14 protein-coding genes and 2 tRNA genes are annotated in these 18,819 nt (G+C 64.5%); 6 read left to right on the top strand and 10 right to left on the bottom strand.

The window, feature by feature from the left end; translation table 11 throughout:
- Positions 1 to 121: 121 nt before the first annotated feature.
- The 5 genes from EG850_RS02780 to EG850_RS02760 all read right to left on the bottom strand — a co-directional run bounded on the left by EG850_RS02780 (position 122) and on the right by EG850_RS02760 (position 3,327).
- Positions 122 to 784: an ATP-dependent Clp protease proteolytic subunit gene (locus tag EG850_RS02780; protein ID WP_124969646.1), complete on the bottom strand. Its 663-nt coding sequence runs from the start codon at positions 782 to 784 to the stop codon at positions 122 to 124.
- A gap of 27 nt (positions 785 to 811) precedes the next feature.
- Positions 812 to 1,444 carry an ATP-dependent Clp protease proteolytic subunit gene (locus EG850_RS02775; protein ID WP_124969644.1) on the bottom strand — a complete coding sequence of 211 codons (633 nt, stop codon included), beginning with the start codon at positions 1,442 to 1,444 and terminating at the stop codon, positions 812 to 814.
- A gap of 164 nt (positions 1,445 to 1,608) precedes the next feature.
- Positions 1,609 to 2,949: a trigger factor gene (tig, locus tag EG850_RS02770; RefSeq protein ID WP_124969642.1), complete on the bottom strand. Its 1,341-nt coding sequence runs from the start codon at positions 2,947 to 2,949 to the stop codon at positions 1,609 to 1,611.
- Positions 2,950 to 3,175: 226 nt separating this feature from the next.
- Positions 3,176 to 3,252, bottom strand: a tRNA-Pro gene (locus tag EG850_RS02765).
- Between the two features lie 4 nt (positions 3,253 to 3,256).
- Positions 3,257 to 3,327 (bottom strand) — tRNA-Gly (locus EG850_RS02760).
- A 170-nt stretch (positions 3,328 to 3,497) separates the two neighbouring features.
- On the opposite strand from EG850_RS02760, the gene EG850_RS02755 reads away from it, so the two are divergent.
- Positions 3,498 to 8,711, top strand: coding sequence for an SCO7613 C-terminal domain-containing membrane protein (locus EG850_RS02755; protein WP_124969640.1), 5,214 nt, complete (start codon positions 3,498 to 3,500; stop codon positions 8,709 to 8,711).
- A gap of 25 nt (positions 8,712 to 8,736) precedes the next feature.
- Here EG850_RS02755 and EG850_RS02750 read toward each other — a convergent pair whose 3' ends face one another.
- The 3 genes from EG850_RS02750 to EG850_RS02740 are packed head-to-tail and all read right to left on the bottom strand — an operon-like array spanning position 8,737 to position 10,864.
- Positions 8,737 to 9,708 (bottom strand): Fpg/Nei family DNA glycosylase, encoded by a 972-nt coding sequence (locus tag EG850_RS02750; protein ID WP_124969638.1) that lies wholly within the window; start codon positions 9,706 to 9,708, stop codon positions 8,737 to 8,739.
- Between the two features lie 2 nt (positions 9,709 to 9,710).
- Complete coding sequence (locus EG850_RS02745; RefSeq protein ID WP_124969636.1) at positions 9,711 to 10,244, bottom strand: ribose-5-phosphate isomerase; 534 nt, start codon at positions 10,242 to 10,244, stop codon at positions 9,711 to 9,713.
- Positions 10,244 to 10,864, bottom strand: a complete 621-nt coding sequence (locus EG850_RS02740) for a mycothiol-dependent nitroreductase Rv2466c family protein (protein ID WP_124969634.1) — start codon at positions 10,862 to 10,864, stop codon at positions 10,244 to 10,246. Before EG850_RS02740 ends, EG850_RS02745 begins: the two co-directional genes overlap by 1 nt.
- 92 nt (positions 10,865 to 10,956) lie before the next feature.
- Here EG850_RS02740 and EG850_RS02735 point away from each other — a divergent pair, with 92 nt between their 5' ends.
- From EG850_RS02735 to pepN, 3 genes are all read left to right on the top strand, one after another.
- Entirely contained in the window at positions 10,957 to 12,231 is a 1,275-nt protein-coding gene (locus tag EG850_RS02735) for a sensor histidine kinase (protein ID WP_124969632.1), read from the top strand.
- Positions 12,231 to 12,845, top strand: coding sequence for a response regulator (locus tag EG850_RS02730; RefSeq protein ID WP_124969630.1), 615 nt, complete (start codon positions 12,231 to 12,233; stop codon positions 12,843 to 12,845). The genes EG850_RS02735 and EG850_RS02730 overlap by 1 nt, the downstream gene beginning before the upstream one ends.
- Before the next feature lie 221 nt (positions 12,846 to 13,066).
- Positions 13,067 to 15,616, top strand: a complete 2,550-nt coding sequence (gene pepN / locus EG850_RS02725) for an aminopeptidase N (protein WP_124969628.1) — start codon at positions 13,067 to 13,069, stop codon at positions 15,614 to 15,616.
- A 128-nt stretch (positions 15,617 to 15,744) separates the two neighbouring features.
- Here the strand turns inward: pepN and EG850_RS02720 are convergent, their stop codons facing one another.
- Both EG850_RS02720 and EG850_RS02715 read right to left on the bottom strand, forming a co-directional pair.
- On the bottom strand, positions 15,745 to 16,917 hold the full coding sequence (locus EG850_RS02720) for a YeiH family protein (RefSeq protein ID WP_124969626.1): 1,173 nt from the start codon (positions 16,915 to 16,917) through the stop codon (positions 15,745 to 15,747).
- Positions 16,917 to 17,108 carry a hypothetical protein gene (locus EG850_RS02715; protein WP_124969624.1) on the bottom strand — a complete coding sequence of 64 codons (192 nt, stop codon included), beginning with the start codon at positions 17,106 to 17,108 and terminating at the stop codon, positions 16,917 to 16,919. The genes EG850_RS02720 and EG850_RS02715 overlap by 1 nt, the downstream gene beginning before the upstream one ends.
- A 118-nt stretch (positions 17,109 to 17,226) precedes the next feature.
- On the opposite strand from EG850_RS02715, the gene EG850_RS02710 reads away from it, so the two are divergent.
- Together EG850_RS02710 and EG850_RS02705 are read left to right on the top strand one after the other, a co-directional pair.
- Entirely contained in the window at positions 17,227 to 18,201 is a 975-nt protein-coding gene (locus EG850_RS02710; protein WP_124969622.1) for a mechanosensitive ion channel family protein, read from the top strand.
- Between the two features lie 9 nt (positions 18,202 to 18,210).
- Entirely contained in the window at positions 18,211 to 18,648 is a 438-nt protein-coding gene (locus tag EG850_RS02705; protein ID WP_124969620.1) for a globin, read from the top strand.
- Positions 18,649 to 18,819 lie beyond the last annotated feature (171 nt).

Raw genomic sequence — 18,819 nt, 5'->3', positions numbered from 1 at the left:
ACACCAGGGCGTCCATCCTCAGGCTGAAGCAAACTGCGGTCGAGGATGACATTGGCGCAACAACGACGAAGGCGTCGCAGAGAACTTATTCTCTGCGACGCCTTCGTATGGTTCGAGATTGCTAGTCGAGGATGACCGGCTGAGCACCCTTGCGCGAGCTGAGCACCTGGTCGATGAGCCCGTACTCGAGCGCTTCGTGCGCCGAGAGAATCTTGTCGCGCTCGATGTCGGTCGACACCTTCTCGGTCGACTGCCCGGTGTGGCGGGCGAGCGCTTCTTCGAGCCACTCGCGCATCCGCAGCACTTCGCGCGCCTGAATCTCGATGTCCGACGCCTGGCCCTGGCCGCCGCCACCGGTAGCCGGCTGGTGGATGAGCACGCGAGCGTTCGGGAGCGCCAGTCGTTTGCCGGGCTGGCCCGCGGCGAGGAGCACCGCAGCAGCCGAGGCCGCCTGGCCGAGGCACACGGTCTGCACCTCGGGGCGAATGTACTGCATGGTGTCGTAGATCGCAGTCATCGCGGTGAACGAGCCACCGGGTGAGTTGATGTACATGGTGATGTCGCGGTCAGGGTCTTGCGACTCGAGCACGAGCAGCTGCGCCATGACGTCGTCGGCCGAAGCGTCGTCGATCTGCACACCGAGGAAGACGATGCGGTCTTCGAACAGCTTCGCGTAGGGGTCCTGACGCTTGAAGCCGTAGGCGGTGCGCTCTTCGAAGCTCGGCAGAATGTAGCGCGACTGCGGGCCGCGCTGTGCCGCGCCGTAAGTGGGGATGTTCAGCATGTTGTTCGTCCTGATCCTTTCGCGCGCCTAGGAGGCGTCCCCATTGGTCTCGGCTTCATCCGGGTTGTCGGAGATGCGACGGTCGGTGCCGCCACCACCAACGACCGAGGTGGCCGACTCGGAGATGTGGTCAACAAAGCCGTACTCGAGGGCCTCTTCAGCGGTGAACCACTTGTCGCGGTCGCCGTCTTCGTGAATCTGTTCGACGGTCTTGCCGGTGCGCGCGGCGGTGATCTCGGCGAGACGCTGCTTCATGTCGAGGATGAGCTGAGCCTGGCGCTGGATGTCCGACGAGGTACCGCCGAAGCCGCCAAGCGGCTGGTGGAGGAGCACGCGGGTGTTCGGCGTGATGTAGCGCTTGCCGGGTGCGCCAGCGGTGAGCAGCAGCTGACCCATCGAGGCAGCCATGCCGATGCCGACGGTCACGATGTCGTTCGGGACGAGCTGCATGGTGTCGTAGATCGCCATGCCCGCGGTGACCGAGCCACCGGGCGAATTGATGTAGAGGTAGATGTCGCGCTCAGGGTCTTCGGCCGAGAGCAGCAGCATCTTGGCGCAGATCTCGTTCGAGTTGTCGTCGCGCACGTCCTCGCCGAGCCAGATGATGCGGTCCTTGAGGAGCCGGTCGAAAACGCTATTCGGCACTTGCTTGTCAGCCACGGATGGTTCTCCTTCGTGCGGTGTCGTGATGAATCTAGTCGTTCGGCGGCTGAGTCCTGTGCTCTGTTCGCCGTCGGCGTGAGTGCGCGCGTCACCCGTCTAGGAAACGGCCGAAGCGCATCCCAATGGCAGGGATGCGCTTCGGCTCATTAGGGAGTAACTGCCTACTCGGCGTCGGCCTCAGTCTCGGTCTCCGACTCGGCAGCGGCCTGCTTTTCGCGGGCGTTGCGCACTGAAACGGTGTACTCCGAGATGTCAACGTCGTTGCCCTTGTTGTCAACGACCTTGGCCGCCTCGAGCACGTAGAGAATCGCCTTCGAGCGAGCAACCTCGCCGACCATCTGCGGCATCTGGTTGTTCTGCTGCATGATCTCGACGAACTGCTGCGGCGAGACGCCGTACTGCATCGACTGCTGGAAGAGGAACTCGGTGAACTCGTCCTGCTCGACCTCGACGCCCTCGGCCTTGATGATCTCGTCGAGAATCACCTGCTGACGGAACGACTTTTCAGCCTCTTCACGCACCTCGTCGCCGTGCGGGTCGTCGAGCGGCTTGCCTTCCTGCTCGAGGTGGCGAGCCACCTCGTCGTCGATGAGCTGCTGCGGAACCGGCACCTCGTTCGCGGCAATGAGCGCCTCGACGGCCTTGCCGCGGGCTTCGTCAACCTGAGCAAACGTCTTCTTCTTGGCGGCCTGCTCGCGCAGGTCGGCCTTCATCTCGTCGACGGTGTCGAACTCGCTCGCAAGCTGGGCGAACTCGTCGTCAATCTCGGGGAGCTCGCGCTCCTTGACCGACTGCACCTTCACGGTGATTTCGGCATCCGAGCCGGCCTGCTCGCCGCCGAGAAGGGTCGACTTGAAGGTGGTTTCTTCGCCTGCAGTGAGGGTGAGGAGCGCCTCGTCGGTGCCCTCGAGCAGGTCGCCCGAGCCCACTTCGTGTGAGAGGCCGCTGGCCTCGTCGATGATGTCGCCGTCAATCTTTGCCACGAGGTCGATAATGGCGAAGTCGCCGTTTTCGATGGGGCGGTCAACCGTCTTGAGGGTGCCGAAGCGCTCGCGCAGCGACTCGATCTCTGCGTCGACGTCTTCGTCGCTGACCTCAGCAGCCTCGACCTCAATCTCGAGGCCCTTCCAGTCGGCGAGCTCGATCTCGGGACGCACATCAACCTCGATCTCAACAACGAGGTCGCCCGAGAGGTCGTCGACGTTCGGAGTCTCGGTCACGTCAGCCTCGGGGCGGCCGAGCGGAAGCAGCTCAGCTTCGGCGAGTGCCTGCTGGTAGAAGTTGTCGAGACCGTCGTTAATGGCCTGGTCGAGCACAACCTCGCGACCGACACGCTGGTCGATGATGGCGTTCGGCACCTTGCCCTTGCGGAAACCGGGCACCTGCACCTGGCTCGCGATGGTGCGGTAGGCACCCTCAACGTAGGGCTTGAGCTCGTCGGGTGCGACGTTGATGGTCAGCTTGACGTGCGTCGGGGTGATCTTGTCGACCGAGGTCTTCACGTGCGGGTTCTCCTGCGTTTCGGGAAGGCCCCGCGCTGCGCGAGGCCGATGAGCGTTCCACTGCGGCGCGCGGTCACAACGCCGCGACGGCACACAGACAAACCTCAACAATACGCGCCGGACCCGCCCGCCCGCTACTCAGCCGTACAAGGTTGGCTGGTCGAGCGGCGCTCAGGCTCTCGTAGAGGTAGGACGAATCCAGTATCGAGACGCCCGTCAGGAAAAATGGTCGGGACTACAGGATTTGAACCTGCGACTTCCCGCTCCCAAAGCGGGCGCTCTACCAAACTGAGCTAAGTCCCGAGAGAGGGGATGACGGGAATCGAACCCGCGTGACCAGTTTGGAAGACTGGGGCTCTACCATTGAGCTACATCCCCGCGTCGCCCGAAAGCGAACTCGGCAAGTCTAGCGGACTTTCTGTCTGCATCGTGCTGCATCGTGAGTTGTACACCGGCGAACGCGAAATCATCCACAGGGTCGGGATTGTGGAGAACGCGACACCTCAGTGCTTGTTCGCACCTACGCTCGAAATGACGGAGGTGGCGATATGGCTACGGGGATGCAGCACAATTCGGGCCCGGGGATTCAAGTACCGACGCCGGCCTTCCCAGACGGCACGGCGATTCTGCGCTCGACCAGGCACTGTCCCTATTGCTTCACCGCCACCGAGGGGGCTTCATCCTGCCACCACTGCGGACTCGATCTCACTCGGTCGGAACTTGCCACGGTGCACGAAACGTCGCTGCAGATCGCCGATCTGCTGGATGAACGTCGCGATCAAATCTCGACCGCGCTCGAGCACTCACTTGAGGCGGCACGTGCGGAGGCTGCGGCGCCAGTGGAGTTGATTGCTCCCCCTCAGACCCAGGATGCTCCGGCAACGATGGCATCAACGCCGGAGCTGCCAGCGCAGCCAGCGCTTGCGTCGCAGCAGCAACTTGAGACGGAGCATCCACCAATCCCGGCACAATTCCCCGTGCCGCAAGCCGCAGCGCCGCACGCCCCAGTTGCAACTGCATCACCTCGCCCACCATCAATGCCTCCGGCACCGCTGCAGACGGCGCCAGGGCCACGGTCGACTGCGACACAGCCCGCCGCGCCGCGCCGCCGACTCAGCCCGCAAACGCTTCTCCTCATCACCGGTGTGTCGTTCCTCGCGGTTGCGGCCATCGTCTTCCTCACGTTTGCCTTCGTGATGTTCGACCTCACAACTAAGGCAGTCATTACCGCGGGCGTGACGCTCGCGGTGCTCGTCGGGGCGAGCCTGTTGCGCTGGCGCAAGCTCGACGCAACGGCTGAGGGTGTTGCCGTATTTGGCGTGGTGCTCCTCGCGCTCGATATCTGGGCGATGCGATCACTCAACTTCTTTGGCCTCGGAGCATCGCCAGCGTTGGTGTATTGGGGCGGTGCGTTGCTCGTGCTCGCCGCCATTTGCCTCGGATGGGGTCGCGCCTCGAGATTGCGTGCGCCGGTGATCGTCGCGGCGCTCTCGGTCGTTCCGGGCCTCACCCTGCTTGCGGCTGGTTTCACCCTCGAGCTCAACGAGCAACCCGCGGCGTTCCTCCTCGCAATTGCTGGTGTGGTCGCGGTGGCCACACTCATCACCCGATTCACGTCGCGGGATGCGGAGCTCGAGTCCCAGCTTGTGCTCGGCACCAGCCAGCTCGCCGCGGCTGTGGTGATGATGCACGCAGTGAGCATCGTTGCCGGTCAAGGTAGCTGGCTTGGAGTGGTGGGAGCCATCGCACTCACTGGCGCACTGGTTTGGCAGCTTGCCACGATCCAGCGGCATGCCCGATACGGCACTACTGATGACCACGGCCAGACGCCGTTGCAGTGGCTCCGCATCCCGGCGGCCGTACTTGGCACTTTGGCTTGGTTTATTGCCGCGTTCCTGAGCTACGCGAGCCTCATTCCGCATGTGTCGACTGCCCACTCGGTGCTCCTGCCGCTCGCCGCGCTCGCTGTTCCGGCCTGGGATGCGGTGCGCTTCGGCATGTGGCGCCGACCGGCAGCTGCAGGGCTGGTGACTGCCCTCATCCTCGCGGTGCCGACCACGTTGCTCGGCTTGGGCTTGCCGTTCATCTTGGAGATCCTGAATCGCACGCTCGATGAGGCGAACCCAGCACTTGCGCTCACCTTCAACGCGCAACACCTCCTCGCGTTCGGCCTGAGCACACTGTTCGCCTGCATTGTCGCGGCGATCCTCTACCGCATCCCACTAGGCAGACAGACGTTCACGACGGAGGAGCCGCGTCGGGATCGCACGCAGCTTCTCGGCACTGTGGCGGTATTCGCGCTGGTTCTTGTCGCATTTGCCCTACCGCAGTGGATCGCTCTCGCCGCGCTCGCGTTGATCGCGATCGCGGGACTGGTGACCCGGATGCTTGCCGACTCGCGCAAGCTGATCGCACTGGGCTACTTCGCCGATGTCGCATTGGGGCTCGCCATTGGTGCAGCCCTCCTCAGCGTTGAGTTCACCACCCCGATCGCGGTCATGGTTGCCGCGGCAGCACTCGTGTTACTCATCGTGCGCCAATTCATCGCAGCGGGACGGCCGGCATTGCCAGTGGCAGTCGCCATCGTCTTGGTGGCGCTCATCATGCTCGCGCAAGGGCTATTCGCACACCGCACCAATGACCAGTTCCTCAGCCCACTTGCTTACGGCGTTGCCGCGTTGCTGTTGCTCATCGCAATCGTGCCGGGGCGCCAACAGCCGCACGAGACCGATGCGCGAGTGCTCGGCGTCGCTGGTACTGGGCTTGCGATGCTCGTGGCCGCGGCACAATTGATCGGGGTAGCCGAAGGGCGCACTGCGTTCACCCTCGCGGCCACGATTGCGGTGGTAGTTGCCGCGCTCACCGTGACCATCATCATCCTGGTGACCACCCGGCAGACCCGCATGCCATCGATCCTTCGCTCGATCGCGCTGACGGCGTTGCCCTGGTTCGTGGCACTCGCGCTCATGGGCGCTCTCGCCGCAGCACCATGGCTTGCCCTCGGCGGAAGCCAGCTTGGCGGCGCCGCGCTCGTGCTGTCGGCCTCGGCCATGCTCAGCGCAACCCTGCTTGCGACTCTCGCTAAGGTGCCTGATGGTGAGAAAACCGGTGCCGTGGCTGGCACGCTCTTCCAGGTGGCCGCCGCGATCGCGATCTTCGTCACGGTCATGAGTCGCGGCGAATCCGCAACGATTGATGCCGTGACCCTTGGCCTGCTTGCGGCTTCGTTCCTCTTGCTCGGTCGCACGATCGGTCAGGGTTCGGCCCTCGGCGCACCGATCACGTGGTTCGCTCCGGCCACCGCAGGATTGCTCGGCTCGTGGCTCATGCAGCAACTCACCGCAAGCGATGACCCACTTCTCACGTTCTCGCCGCTGATTGGTGCTCTTGCCGCGAGCGCCCTCGTCGTGGCGTTGCGACCGGCAGCCCGCACGGCTCCGGGCGCGTGGCTCTTCGCCGGCCTCATCACCGGCGCCGTCACGTTGCTGTTCACCACGGCACTACTGCGGCCGGTGCTTGACGTATTACCGATCGTGCCCGCGTGCGTCATGGCCGTATCGGCGGTGCTCGTCGCCGCAGTCGTATTCCTTCGCCTACCCGTGTGGTTCTTGCCGACGCGCTCCTTGCTCGGAACGGTATCGGCAGTATTCCTGCCGATTGCCACGGCGCGATTCGTCGCCCTCGTTGATTGGCCACTCATCATCGAAGTCGCGCTCGCAGTCATCGTGATCGCGGTCACGATCGCGCTCGCGACGCGCATTCCGATTGCGGATGATCACTTGCGGGCGGATGACGTTGCTGTGCCATTACCGAGCATCGTCACCGGCGCAGTGCTCGCGAGTGCGGTCATTTCATTCGTCACCATTGCTGCGGATGTGCCCTCGTTCGCGTTGATCGCGGCCTACTTGGCGCTCGGCATCGCGCTCGGCAGACTCGCGTCAAGCGCCCCGCATCCAAGCGGCCTGCTGCTCAACATCGCCACCGGCGTGCTCGCAATCTGCGCTGCAGTGCCGGCGATCGCGACCTCTTCATCCAGCGATCTCATGGGTTGGACCACCATCGGCTCCCTCGCGCTTGCCGCAATCGCGGTTGGCGTTGATTTGTGGCGGACGGCAGCGGGGTCAAGCGTGCGTCGCGTGGCGGGAGTTGTGACGCCGATCGTGGTGTGGTCAGCACTCGCCCTTCTTCCCGTCCCGCTATCGGCACCGTGGTGGCCGCTCACCGTCGCCACGACCACCGCCGTCGTGCTTGCCATTTGGCTCGTGCTCCGGCGCGCCGCCGAGAGTGCAACGCTCGCTGGCGCAACCCTCAGTGCGTCGGTATTGCCGATTATCGCGCTCGTGGCAGGCGCGAGCGGTGGGGCCGAACCGTCCGAACTGGGCCTCCTCACAAGCTCAACCGCAGTTGCGGTCGCCGGCGCTGGAACCATCGCACTCTTCGGTGCGCCATCGTCGTGGCCCGCACTAGTCGTTCGTCTCAGTCGGGCCGCGCTAACGCTCCTCGCCGGTATCGGCAGCGTCGCGCTCACCCAACAGCTTGGTCGCTCCGAAGCCGCCCTCGCGGCGATCCCAACGGCAGTGCTTGCGATTGGCGTCGCTGTTGCGCTCATTGCCGATTCGCGTCGACGCCCCGAATTGGCCGTTGATGCGCCGATCTACGCCGCGCTCGCCCCCGTGTGGTTCGTGGGCACGCTGCTCCTCTCGGCCGACGAGCCCGCGACTACTCCCTGGATGCTCGGCTCAGCCCTCGGCTTCGCCGCCCTTGCGCTCACCCTCGCGGCACTTCGTAATCGCACGCGCAACCTCGTTGCGCTGACCCTCACCGTCGCGCTTCTCACCTGCGCGGCGGTGAGCATCGTAGCGCTCGTGGGTCTCCTGGTCGGCGACCGCGGATTCCTCGACGAGGTTGGTGTTGTCGATCTCGTGGTCGCCGCCCCAGTTTCGGTGCTGCTCCTCCTCACGCAGGCGATCATTCAATTCGTGTGGGCCGCTCCCCCAGCCAACAGCTTTGACGGTGCCGCACCGCGCTGGAGCGAGGCAATCGCCCGAGCAACGCCAATGGCAATTGCCATCATTGCCATCGTGAATGGGCACCTTGGAGGACTGCACACGATTGCGGTGAACGACGGCGCCACGGTTGATGCCGCCCTCGCATCCCGGATGCTCGTCGGCCAGGCACTCATGGCGGCACCGCTCCTGCTCGCGCTCGTGCCATTGCGGGGATGGCGCGCCGGACCCGCCTGGCTGCGCAACACCACGGTGTTGTTCGGCGTGACATTGGCCGTATTCGTCGCCATCACCGCGATGTCGGCAGCAGCGAATGGCATCACCCCGCCGGTCGAACTTTTTACGCTCCCGGGAGGACTCACCTTCAGCGCACTGGGATTCGTCTATCTCCGGCGTATTCCGGCCCTGCGAAGCTGGCCAGCGCTCGCACCGGGACTCGTGGTGACGCTCATCCCTTCGCTCATCGCCGAACTCGTCGAACCCACCGCCTGGCGCATCGCCGTCGTCACCGTGCTCACCGTGGCCGCGATTCTGCTTGGCGCTGTGGGCAAATTGCAGGCCCCGCTCGTGCTCGGCACCATCGTCGGCGTCGTGCACGCCATCATCGCGATTCGCACGACCCTGCCCGAGCTCGTTGTGCCCTGGTGGGTGTGGCTGGCAATTGCCGGCAGCATCCTGGTGACTGTCGCGGCCACCTACGAAGCGAGGATGCGCGACGCACGCCGTCTGGCACAGACCATTCGGTCGCTGCGATAGCTCGGTTGCACAGGCGTAGCACCAACTACGTCTGGCAGCCGGGGCACCAATAGAGCTTGCGGTTCTGCATCATCTCGAGCGCGATCGGTGTGCCGCAATTGCGACAGGGCTCCCCGGCGCGGCCGTACACCCAGTGCCGGTGGTCGCGATCCCGAAGCGCGAGCTTCCAGTCGTCACCCTCGAGCCCGTCGATCGTCATCATTTGGCCGACTTCCACGCCAATTGCGAGGAGCTTTGTCCAATCACGCCACATCTCGCGCACGAGCTCTTCTGGCACATCGACACCGGCGCGATGCGGACTCAGCGATGCACGATAGAGCATCTCGGCGCGATAGATATTGCCGATCCCCGCGACGACCGACTGATCCATGAGTAGCTGGCCGATCGGCACCCGGCGCTTGCGCACCCGGTCGACAAACGCTTGCTCACCCTCGGCCGCATCAACCACGAGCGGGTCAGGGCCAAGCCGGTCGAGCACACGCTCGACGCCGTGCGCATCCAATGTCTCGCAGGCGGTCGGCCCACGAAGATCAGCGCAAGTCACGTCGGTGAGTAGGCGCAATCGCACCGCGCCCACCGGCTCGGGCGGCCACTGCTCAGTGAGTTCGCTTTCGGCTTCGCCCTCGGCCATGCGCATGCGCCGCGGAGCGCCGATCGAGCGCACCGAGTCTTCGCCCAGGGCATCCACGACACCTTCGTGGCGCACCTTGCCACCGGTCACCCGCGAATACTCGCCGGTCTGGCCGAGCTTCGTCGCCACTTCGCCGGTGAAATCCCAGGCACCGTAAATGCCCAGATGCACGCGGAGCCAGATGCCGCCTTCGAAGCGCGCGAACATCTGCTTGCCGACGGCGAAGCACTCTTCCATGATCCGTCCATCGAGCAATGCCGCACCTTCGGCGAACCGCCCCTGCGGGCTCGAAGCCCGGCAGGAGCGGCCGACGAAATTTGCCTCGAATTGGCGGGCGATGCGATGGACGGAATGCCCCTCGGGCATTCCTACTGCTCCGATTCGGTCAACACGGCGGGCACATCGCCCTCGACACGGGCGACGGCCGTCTTGCCCGCGATTGTGCCGGTGTTCTCGTACTCGCGCAACTGCGAAATGCGGCGCACGTGGCGCTCATCACCCGGGAAAGGCTCGGCAATGAACGTGTCGATGAAGCCGATGGCTTCGTCGAGTTCGTGCTGGCGCGCACCAATCGAGATGACGTTCGCGTTGTTGTGCTCGCGCGCGAGCTTCGCGGTGGCTTCGCTCCACACGAGGGCGGCGCGCACACCGGCGACCTTGTTCGCCGCCATCTGCTCACCATTGCCCGAACCACCGAACACGACACCGAGCGATTCGACACCAGCGAGCCAGTCGTTGGCGACGGCCTGCGCGGCATCGATGCAGAACGACGGGTAGTCGTCGAGCGCGTCATATTTCTGCGGACCGTGGTCGATGACCTCATGGCCACCTTCGCGCAGGTGCTCCTGCAGTCGCTGCGAAAACTCGAGTCCGGCGTGGTCGGTAGCGACGTGGATGCGCATTAGTCGAACTGCGGACCGCGCGTCCGCGAGCGCTTGAGTTCGAAGAAACCGTCGTAGGCCGCGGCCGCAACGATGCCATCGAAGAGTTGCAGGGCCATCTCGCCCTTCGGTGCCGGGGAAATGACCGGACCAAAGAACGCAACACCGTTCACCGAGATGATCGGCGTGCCGACATCCTGACCGACCAGCCCGATGCCTTCGGCGTGCGAGGCGCGCAGATACTCGTCGAATTCACCGGCATCAGCGCGGGCGACGAGTTCGGCCGGCACATTCGCTTCGGCCAGCGCCTCTTCGAACGCCTCCGGGTCCTTGGCACGACCCTCGGGGTGGTTCTTCGTGCCGACCGCGTCGTAGTACGCCTTGAGCGCGTCGTTGCCGAGTTCACGCTGCACACCCGCGGCGATCTGCACCGGCCGCATCGCGGTCGAGAGGAACTTGCGGTAGCCCTCATCCAGGTCTTCGTTGTTTTCGTTGAGCACCGCGAGCGACATGATGTGCCACTCGACATCGATCTCGGGGCGCTGGCGCTTGACGTCGTCGATCCAACGGGAGGTCATCCATGCCCAGGGGCAGGCGGGGTCGAACCAGAAGTCGACCTTGGTGGCAGTGTTCTCAGACATGGCCACCAGGGTACTCGGCACAAAAGTGAACCCGCGCCATTCCGGCCATTTGGCCGAGGAACCGTCGCGGCACGCGCTCTAGCATCGGGAGTGTGCAACCGCCCACACCGCATCCTTCACACCTGCGCGTCGCCTCAACGACCCTCGCCGGTGTGCTGCTCTTGCTCGGTGCACTCACACTCTTTCCGATTGTCGTGGCGATTTTCAATGATCGGGCCGCGCTCGGTGCGTTGCTCGCGTTGGGTGCGCTTGAGTTTGCGGTGCTGATTGGCCTCGCGGTCTGGTTGCACCGACACCCGATGCAGTTGGTACACCCCGCGAGTCGAGTGACCGCAACCGGTCTCGGCTGGATTGCCGCACTCGCCTTCCCGCTCTCGGGCATGATCGCGGTGTCGCCCGAGGCCGGTTACGCCACGATCGCCCTGTTCTTTGTCGTGATGTGGCTCCTGCCGATCGGCTGGGGCAGCTTTGTCGTCGCGGGTCTCGCCTGGCTCGTTATTGCCGGTCAGACGGTGCACCACGGCGCAAGCTTCGGCACCTTCGCGGGCGTGACGGTAAGTGCGCTGCTCGCAGTCGGCATCATGGTCGGCACGCGCGCGCTCATCCGCACCTCTGAAGCGAACGCGGCGCTCGTGCGTGAACTCCGCGCCGCGCAGTCGAATCTGGCGGCCAGCGAGCGAGAAACAGGTCGGCTGAATGAACGCAGCCGCCTTGGCCGCGAGCTTCACGACACGGTGGCGCAGCACCTCTCGTCAATTCAACTCTTGCTCGGCGCCGCGCAGCGGGCGACTTCCCCTGAGGTCGCCGCCGAGCATGTGGATGCGGCGCGCAACGCCGCTGCCGATGCCCTCACCCAAACTCGTGCGTTCATTCGCGACCTCACTCCCCCGCAGCTCGCTGACACCACCCTGGCCGCGGCCCTCGGCCGGCTCGCCACCGAGGCCGAACGCGAACTCCCCGGCACCGCAGCGGTGACCTGCAGACTCGAGCTTCGCGGCGAACCACGCCCCGCCCCGATGGCGGTCGAAACGGCGCTCCTGCGCGTGGCACAAGAAAGCATTGCGAACGCCCGCGGACACGGCAAGGCCACTGAGATTCACCTCGCGCTCGAGTACGAACCCGGTGGCCTCACCCTCGAAGTGAGCGACGACGGCATCGGCTTCGACGCTGACGGCTGGTTCGCATCCCCGCACGATCGCGCCGACGGCACCGGCTACGGCCTGACCGGGATGCGCTCTCGCCTCGAAACGCTCGGCGGCTTCGCCGTCATCGTCTCGGAGCCGGGCGAGGGCACGCTCGTGCGCGCCCATGTGCCGACACCCGACCGGCCAGCCACCGACCTCACCGAAGTAACGAAGGAGCGCTGATGATTCGCATCCTTGTCTGCGACGACCACCCGGTCGTGCGCGCCGGACTCGCCGCCGTATTTGCCGGCGCCGAAGATCTCCACGTCATCGCCGAAGTCGCGACCGCCACCGAGGCGATCGCCCTCGCGCACGAAGCCGATGTGGTCACCATGGATCTGCGCCTCGGCGACGGTACCGACGGCGCCGAGGCAACCCGCCGCATCCGCGCGCTCGACCACCCGCCCGCGGTGCTCGTGCTCACCAACTATGACGATGATGCCGACATTCTCGCGGCGGTCGAAGCGGGCGCCGCCGGGTATCTCCTCAAGGATGCTCCGCCCGAGCAATTGCTCTCGGCCACTCGCCGGGCCGCTCGCGGCGAATCGGTGCTTGGCCCCGAGCTCATGTCACGTTTGCGGGCGCGGCAGCGCGAGGCGCATGTTGACCTCACACCGCGTGAGCGCGACGTGCTTGAACGGCTTGAGACCGGTGCGAGCAATAAGGAGATTGCGGCGGAGCTGTTCCTCTCACCGACAACAGTGAAAAGTCACCTCGCGGCGATCTACGGCAAGCTCGGAGTGCCAAGTCGCACCGCTGCGATCGCGAAGGCACGCGAGCAGGGGTTGCTGCGGTAGGTGGAGCTGGTGGTCTCGATCACCTCCGCTTCGCTCCGGCACTCGACCACCCAAACGTGGCTGGTCAAGAAGCACGGCCCACCTCCCCTGGCTGGTCGAGTAGCGCGAAGCGCGTATCGAGACCCCACCCGACCCCATCCAAGGCGCATCCCTGGGTGCGATGACTAGGCTCAGTGACGTTCACGCGCCACGAGCGCGCCCCATTACGAGACAGGACCAGCATGCCGGGAGCGAACCTCACCCGCACCGAAGCCGCCGAGCGCCGCGCGCTCGTCGATGCCCACGACTACGACATCGATCTGGACCTCACCACCGGAGCCGAAACGTTCCGCTCGGTGACCCGCGTCACCTTCACCGCTGAAGCCGGCGCATCCACCTTCATCGATGCCATCACCGCCAAGGTGCACTCCGTCACCCTCAACGGAGAGCCCCTCGACCCCGATTCGGTCACCGATGGCGTCCGCATCGCACTCACCAACCTCGCCGAGCAGAACGAGCTCGTCGTCGACGCCGATATGTTCTACATGAACACTGGCGAGGGCCTGCACCGCTTCGTCGACCCTGCCGATGGCGAGGTGTACCTCTACTCGCAGTTCGAGGTGCCCGACGCCCGCCGCATGTACGCCTGCTTCGAGCAGCCCGATCTCAAGGCCTCATTCCGCTTCCACGTCACCGCCCCCGAAGCCTGGCAGGTCGTGTCGAATCAGCCGACACCCGAGGCAGTCTCGCTCGGCGATGGCCGCGCTCAGTGGCACTTCGAGCCCACCCCGCGCATCTCGACCTACATCACCGCGCTCGTCGCCGGCCCCTACACGCAGTGGCACGACGAACTCACGTCAAGCGATGGCCGCACGATTCCGCTACGGGTGTTCTGCCGCTCCTCGCTCGCCGAGCACATGGACCCCGAGAACGTGTTCACCACGACCAAGCAGGGCTTCGAATACTTCGAGCAGCACTTCGGCGTGCCATACCCGTTCGACAAGTACGACCAGCTCTTCGTGCCCGACTTCAACGCGGGCGCAATGGAGAACGCCGGATGCGTGACCTTCACCGAGAACTACGTCTTCCGCTCCCGCGTGCCCGATGCCGTGCGTGAGCGCCGTGTGGTGACGATCTTGCACGAACTCGGTCACATGTGGTTCGGCAATCTCGTCACCATGAAGTGGTGGAACGACCTCTGGCTCAACGAGTCATTCGCCGAGTTCATCTCGACCATCGCGACCGCTGAAGCAACCGAGTGGAGCAACGACTGGGTCACCTTCCTCTCGAGCGAGAAGACCTGGGCATACCGCCAAGACCAGCTGCCCTCTACGCATCCGATCGTCGCTGAGATTCGCGATCTCGATGATGTGCTCGTCAACTTCGACGGCATCACCTACGCCAAGGGTGGATCGGTGCTCAAGCAGCTGTTCCACTGGGTCGGCCGTGAGCCGTTCTTCGCTGGCCTCCACGAGTACTTCAAGGCGCACGCCTGGCAGAACACCGAGCTGTGCGACCTGCTCGTCGAGTTCGAGCGCGCATCGGGCCGCGACCTTGCCGATTGGTCGGCGCGCTGGCTCGAGACGGCGGGTGTGAACCTGCTTCGTCCCGACTTCGAGATCGACGCCGAGGGCCGTTTCACCTCGTTTGCGATCGAGCAGTCGGCGACCGCTGAGTACCCGACACTGCGTCCGCACCGTCTCGCGGTCGGCATCTACTCACTGGATGCAGCGGGTCTCGAGCGCGTGCACCGCGTCGAGATCGACATTGACGGTGCGCGCACTGAGGTGCCGGAACTTGTCGGCGTGCAGCGCGGCGACCTCGTGCTCCTCAACGATGAAGACCTCGCCTACGCGAAGATTCGTCTCGACGGAGCCTCGCTCGCCACCGCATTCGCGCACGCCGGTCGCATCAACGACCCGCTCGCCCGCGCGCTTGTGTTCGCGAGCATCTGGGATGCGACGCGCGACGGCGAACTGCGCGCCCGCGATTTCGTGCGGCTCGTGCTCGACCACATCGGCACCGAGACCGAGTCGACGACCCGTCGCCAGTTGCTCATGCAGCTCACGACCGCGGTGCGCCGCTACTCGCACCCCGAGCACCGCGCTGAGCTCACGGCAGTTGTCGCCGACGAGCTGTGGGCACTCGCTGAGACGGCCGAAGCTGGCTCGGACGCGCAGTTCGCGTTCGTGCGCACGTTCGCGCAGCAGGCAACCACTTCGGAACAGCTTGATCGCATTGAGGAGCTGTTCGCGCAGACCCTCAAGCTCGACGGCCTTGACATCGACACCGACCTTGGCTGGGAGCTGCTCTTTGCGCTTGTGGCTGGCGGTCGTGCATCCGAAGCAGAGATTGCCGCGCGCTTCGACGAAGACCGCACCTCAGATGGTGAGCGTTCCGCCGCCCAGGCGCGCGCGGCGCTCCCCACGGCTGAGGCCAAGGCTGCCGCATGGAAGATCGGATGGGAGGAGGACGGCGCCTCGAACACGATCGTGCGCGCGATCTTCGCTGGCTTCTGGAACACCCACGACGACTCGCTTGTGACCCCGTTCGTCGAGCCCTACTTCTCGGGCCTGCGCAAGATTTGGGACTCGCGCAGCTTCCAGATCGCGGAGTTCCTCATTGTTGGGTTCTTCCCCGGGTCGATCGCCTCGCCTGCCGTCCAGGCAGCTGCCGAGAACTGGCTCGCGGCCAATGAGGATGCCGCCCCGGCCCTGCGCCGCCTCATCATCGAGGGGCTTGACGATGTCGAGCGTGCCCTGAAGGTGCAGGCGCGCGACGGTCAGGAGTAGCGCACCCCAGCGCATCCACTCCCCTAATACGCACGCTCCCGACTAAACCGCCCGCTGCAACGAGCGGTTTAGTCGGGAGCGTGCGCATTAGCCGCGAGCCGGATGCGCCGTGAGCCGGATGCGCCGGGCTAGTTGAACTGGCTGCCGAAGATCCAGCCGAACAGCAACTGGGCGTAAAACAGGCCCACGATGAGGTTCACAATGGTGCCGCCGAGGAAGACGATGACCGGCTTCCATCCGGCTTCGCGAAGCGCACCAAACTTGAATTCGAGCCCGATCGACACGAATGCGAGCGTGAAGAAAAGCGTCTGCAATTCCTTCGCCGCCGCGATACCGCTGTCGAGCCAGCCCTCATCGGCCGCAATCGGGAACATCGCGGCGAGCACCGACACGAGCACCGAGGCGGCGATGAAGCCGAGCACAAACTTCGGGAAGCGCTGCCACACTTCGCCCCAACCGGCCTTCGCGGCACGTGTGCCATCGATATTGCGGTCGCGGTCGATGCGCAGGGTGAAGTAGAGCGAGAGCGCCACGGCGACGAAGCCAATCATGGCGTTCTGGGTCATCTTCACGATGGCGGCGTAGTCGAGCACATCCTCACCAGCCACGGCACCAGCGGCAGTGACCGCGGCGGTCGTGTCGATGTTGCCGCCGATCCACGCTCCCGCGACCGGGGCCGTGAGACCCATGAGGCCGGCTAGCCACGGCAGGATGAAGATGCTCGGCAGCGCGAACACGATCACGAGGCCCGCGGTGTAGGCGAGCTGTTCCTTCTTCGCGTGCACAGCGCCAGCCGCAGCGACCGCGGCAGAAACGCCGCAGACAGAGAGTGCTGAGGCCAGGAGTGCCCGCAGGTGGTTTTCGATGCCCAGCACTCCCGCGAACCACCAGGTGAATAGGAACACCGTGGCGATCATGAGCACGCCCTGGATGATCGCGGGCGCGGCGGCGCTGAGGATGACGTTGATGTTGACCGTCGCGCCGAGGAGCACGAGACCGATCTTGATAAAGAACTCAGTGCGGAAGGCTGCGGAGAGCCGCTCGCGAATGCCGAGGAGCGAGAGGATGCCGTTGAAGGCGAAGCCGAGCACAATCGCGTAGACGGGGAACTCGACCGACTTTGCGATCGGCCCGAACCAGGTGCCTTCGGTCCACGTGGGCATGTGCTTCGTGAGCACCATGACGAGCCACGCGAGCCCGATCACGAGTGCCATACCGACACCGCCCCAGGCGAGCTTCTGCTGCGGAGAGGGCTCGATGAGCGGCGCGGTCGAGGAGGCGGGCGAATCAAGCTTCGACATTAAAACCACCCCTTGATGTTCGGAATCACCTGGGCAAGGCAAAGGACGACGATGCCGAAGCCGACGAGGGTCGCGAGCCAATCTTCACTCAGCGAAAACTTGCCGTGGTCGTCTGGAGCGTCGGTGACGACAGATGCGTCGGTGGCGGCGAGGGGCTCGTTGGCCGGCTCAGCTTCGTGGGCAGTTGACACTTGTGCTCCTTACTGACGTGGCCTTGCACTCCGGATCTCGGCGTTCCGAAAGTCCAGCAGTCTCGCAGTGTAACCATCCCGGGTTGCGCCAAGGCAACCCTCCTAGACTCATTTCGCCATGCAGGAATTCGTTGACTCCATCATTCAGACCCTCGGCCCGTTCTGGCCGCTCGTACAGGTCGTGTTCATCATCCTCGGCGCGTGGGTGGCGAATCGCATCCTGAAGATCATGATTCGCCGCTCGGTCGGGCGAATCGTCGACGGGGTCAAGCGCAAGCGCGGCGTCGATGACACCCAGGCGCTCGTGTTGCGTTCGCCGTTGGAGTCAGTACGCACGGTGCAACGCACCCGCACCATTGGCCAGGTGCTTTCGAACTTGGTTGGCGTGACGGTGTTTATCATCGCGGTGCTCTGGTCGGTCGCCGTGATCAATCCGAGCTTCCTCGCGTCGCTCACCGTGCTCTCGGCCGCCCTCGGTGCCGGCCTTGGTTTCGGTGCCCAGAAGATCGTTGGCGATGTGCTCAACGGCATGTTCATGGTGATGGAAGACCAAATTGGCGTCGGTGACGATGTCGACATGCAGCACGCCAAGGGTGTCGTAGAAGCGGTCGGTGTGCGCGTCACGCAGGTGCGCGATGTCTACGGACAGCTTTGGTACGTGCGCAATGGCGAGATCCAACGAGTCGGCAATAACTCGCAGGGCTGGAACCGCGCCATTATCGACCTCGCAGTGCCCTTCGATGAGGATCGCGATCGCGCCGAAGCCGTCATGCTCGCCGCCGCGATCTCGGTCTACGAAGATGTCGACTGGATGGGCAAGGTCATTGAGAAGCCGACTATCTGGGGCCTCGAGACGCTCTCGGCAGAGGCCGTGATCGTTCGTCTCGTCGCTAAGACGCTCCCCGGCGAGCGCTGGGCAGTACAGCGTGAGATGCGAGCTCGCATCCAGGATGCATTGAAGCAAGAAGGTCTCGAGCTCCCGGCGCTGAACACGATCATCTTCAATGGCGTGAATGGCGACACGGTGCAGCCGTCCACCGGCTACAGCGACCGCCGTGAGCAGCAAGATCGGGCTGACCGCGGCGAAGCCTAAGCTTGAGGCATGAACGATCAGCCTCTACACCTGCGTGCTGAGCAGGATGGCGACCCGGTCCTCCGCACTGTCTATGACGAAGTCGGTGGCATGGATGCCTTCGAAACGCTCTGCCGTCGCTTCTACGACGCTGTGCAACAGGATGCAGTGCTCTGGCCCATGTACCCGCATGACGATCTCGAGGGCGCGATCTGGCGTCTGAGCCGCTTCTTGGGGCAGTACTGGGGCGGTCCTTCCACTTACTCGTCGATGCGTGGACACCCGCGCCTGCGGATGCGCCATATGCCCTTCCACGTGAATCCAGATGCCCGGGATCGCTGGCTGAAGCATATGACCGCGGCCCTCGACTCGATGGGCTGGCCGCCGATGGTTCGGGCGCAGATGGATGACTACTTTGACCGCGCTGCGACATCGATGGTCAATACGTTTGAGCCCACTCCGGAATAACAAATTCCGGAAACTCAAAAGTCCCGGTGCGTAATCGCACCGGGCCTAAATGCCGGAATGAAAGAGCTGCCGGAAGCAGCATGCCGGAAAAGCGATATGGGGATCAGTACCAGACTGATCCCCATATCTTAGGTAAAGTTCGGCGGTGTCCTACTCTCCCACAAGGTCCCC

Source organism: Gulosibacter macacae (assembly GCF_003865375.1).
Classification (GTDB): domain Bacteria; phylum Actinomycetota; class Actinomycetes; order Actinomycetales; family Microbacteriaceae; genus Gulosibacter; species Gulosibacter macacae.
This window is presented reverse-complemented; position numbering and strand designations above follow the sequence as displayed.

What these genes read in the sequence shown, in the direction of transcription:
- EG850_RS02780 (WP_124969646.1), bottom strand. Translation starts at nt 784, where the DNA reads ATGCTGAACATCCCCACTTACGGCGCGGCACAGCGCGGCCCGCAGTCG.
- EG850_RS02755 (WP_124969640.1), top strand. Translation starts at nt 3,498, where the DNA reads ATGGCTACGGGGATGCAGCACAATTCGGGCCCGGGGATTCAAGTACCG.
- EG850_RS02750 (WP_124969638.1), bottom strand. Translation starts at nt 9,708, where the DNA reads ATGCCCGAGGGGCATTCCGTCCATCGCATCGCCCGCCAATTCGAGGCA.
- EG850_RS02745 (WP_124969636.1), bottom strand. Translation starts at nt 10,244, where the DNA reads ATGCGCATCCACGTCGCTACCGACCACGCCGGACTCGAGTTTTCGCAG.
- EG850_RS02740 (WP_124969634.1), bottom strand. Translation starts at nt 10,864, where the DNA reads ATGTCTGAGAACACTGCCACCAAGGTCGACTTCTGGTTCGACCCCGCC.
- EG850_RS02730 (WP_124969630.1), top strand. Translation starts at nt 12,231, where the DNA reads ATGATTCGCATCCTTGTCTGCGACGACCACCCGGTCGTGCGCGCCGGA.
- pepN (WP_124969628.1), top strand. Translation starts at nt 13,067, where the DNA reads ATGCCGGGAGCGAACCTCACCCGCACCGAAGCCGCCGAGCGCCGCGCG.
- EG850_RS02720 (WP_124969626.1), bottom strand. Translation starts at nt 16,917, where the DNA reads ATGTCGAAGCTTGATTCGCCCGCCTCCTCGACCGCGCCGCTCATCGAG.
- EG850_RS02710 (WP_124969622.1), top strand. Translation starts at nt 17,227, where the DNA reads ATGCAGGAATTCGTTGACTCCATCATTCAGACCCTCGGCCCGTTCTGG.
- EG850_RS02705 (WP_124969620.1), top strand. Translation starts at nt 18,211, where the DNA reads ATGAACGATCAGCCTCTACACCTGCGTGCTGAGCAGGATGGCGACCCG.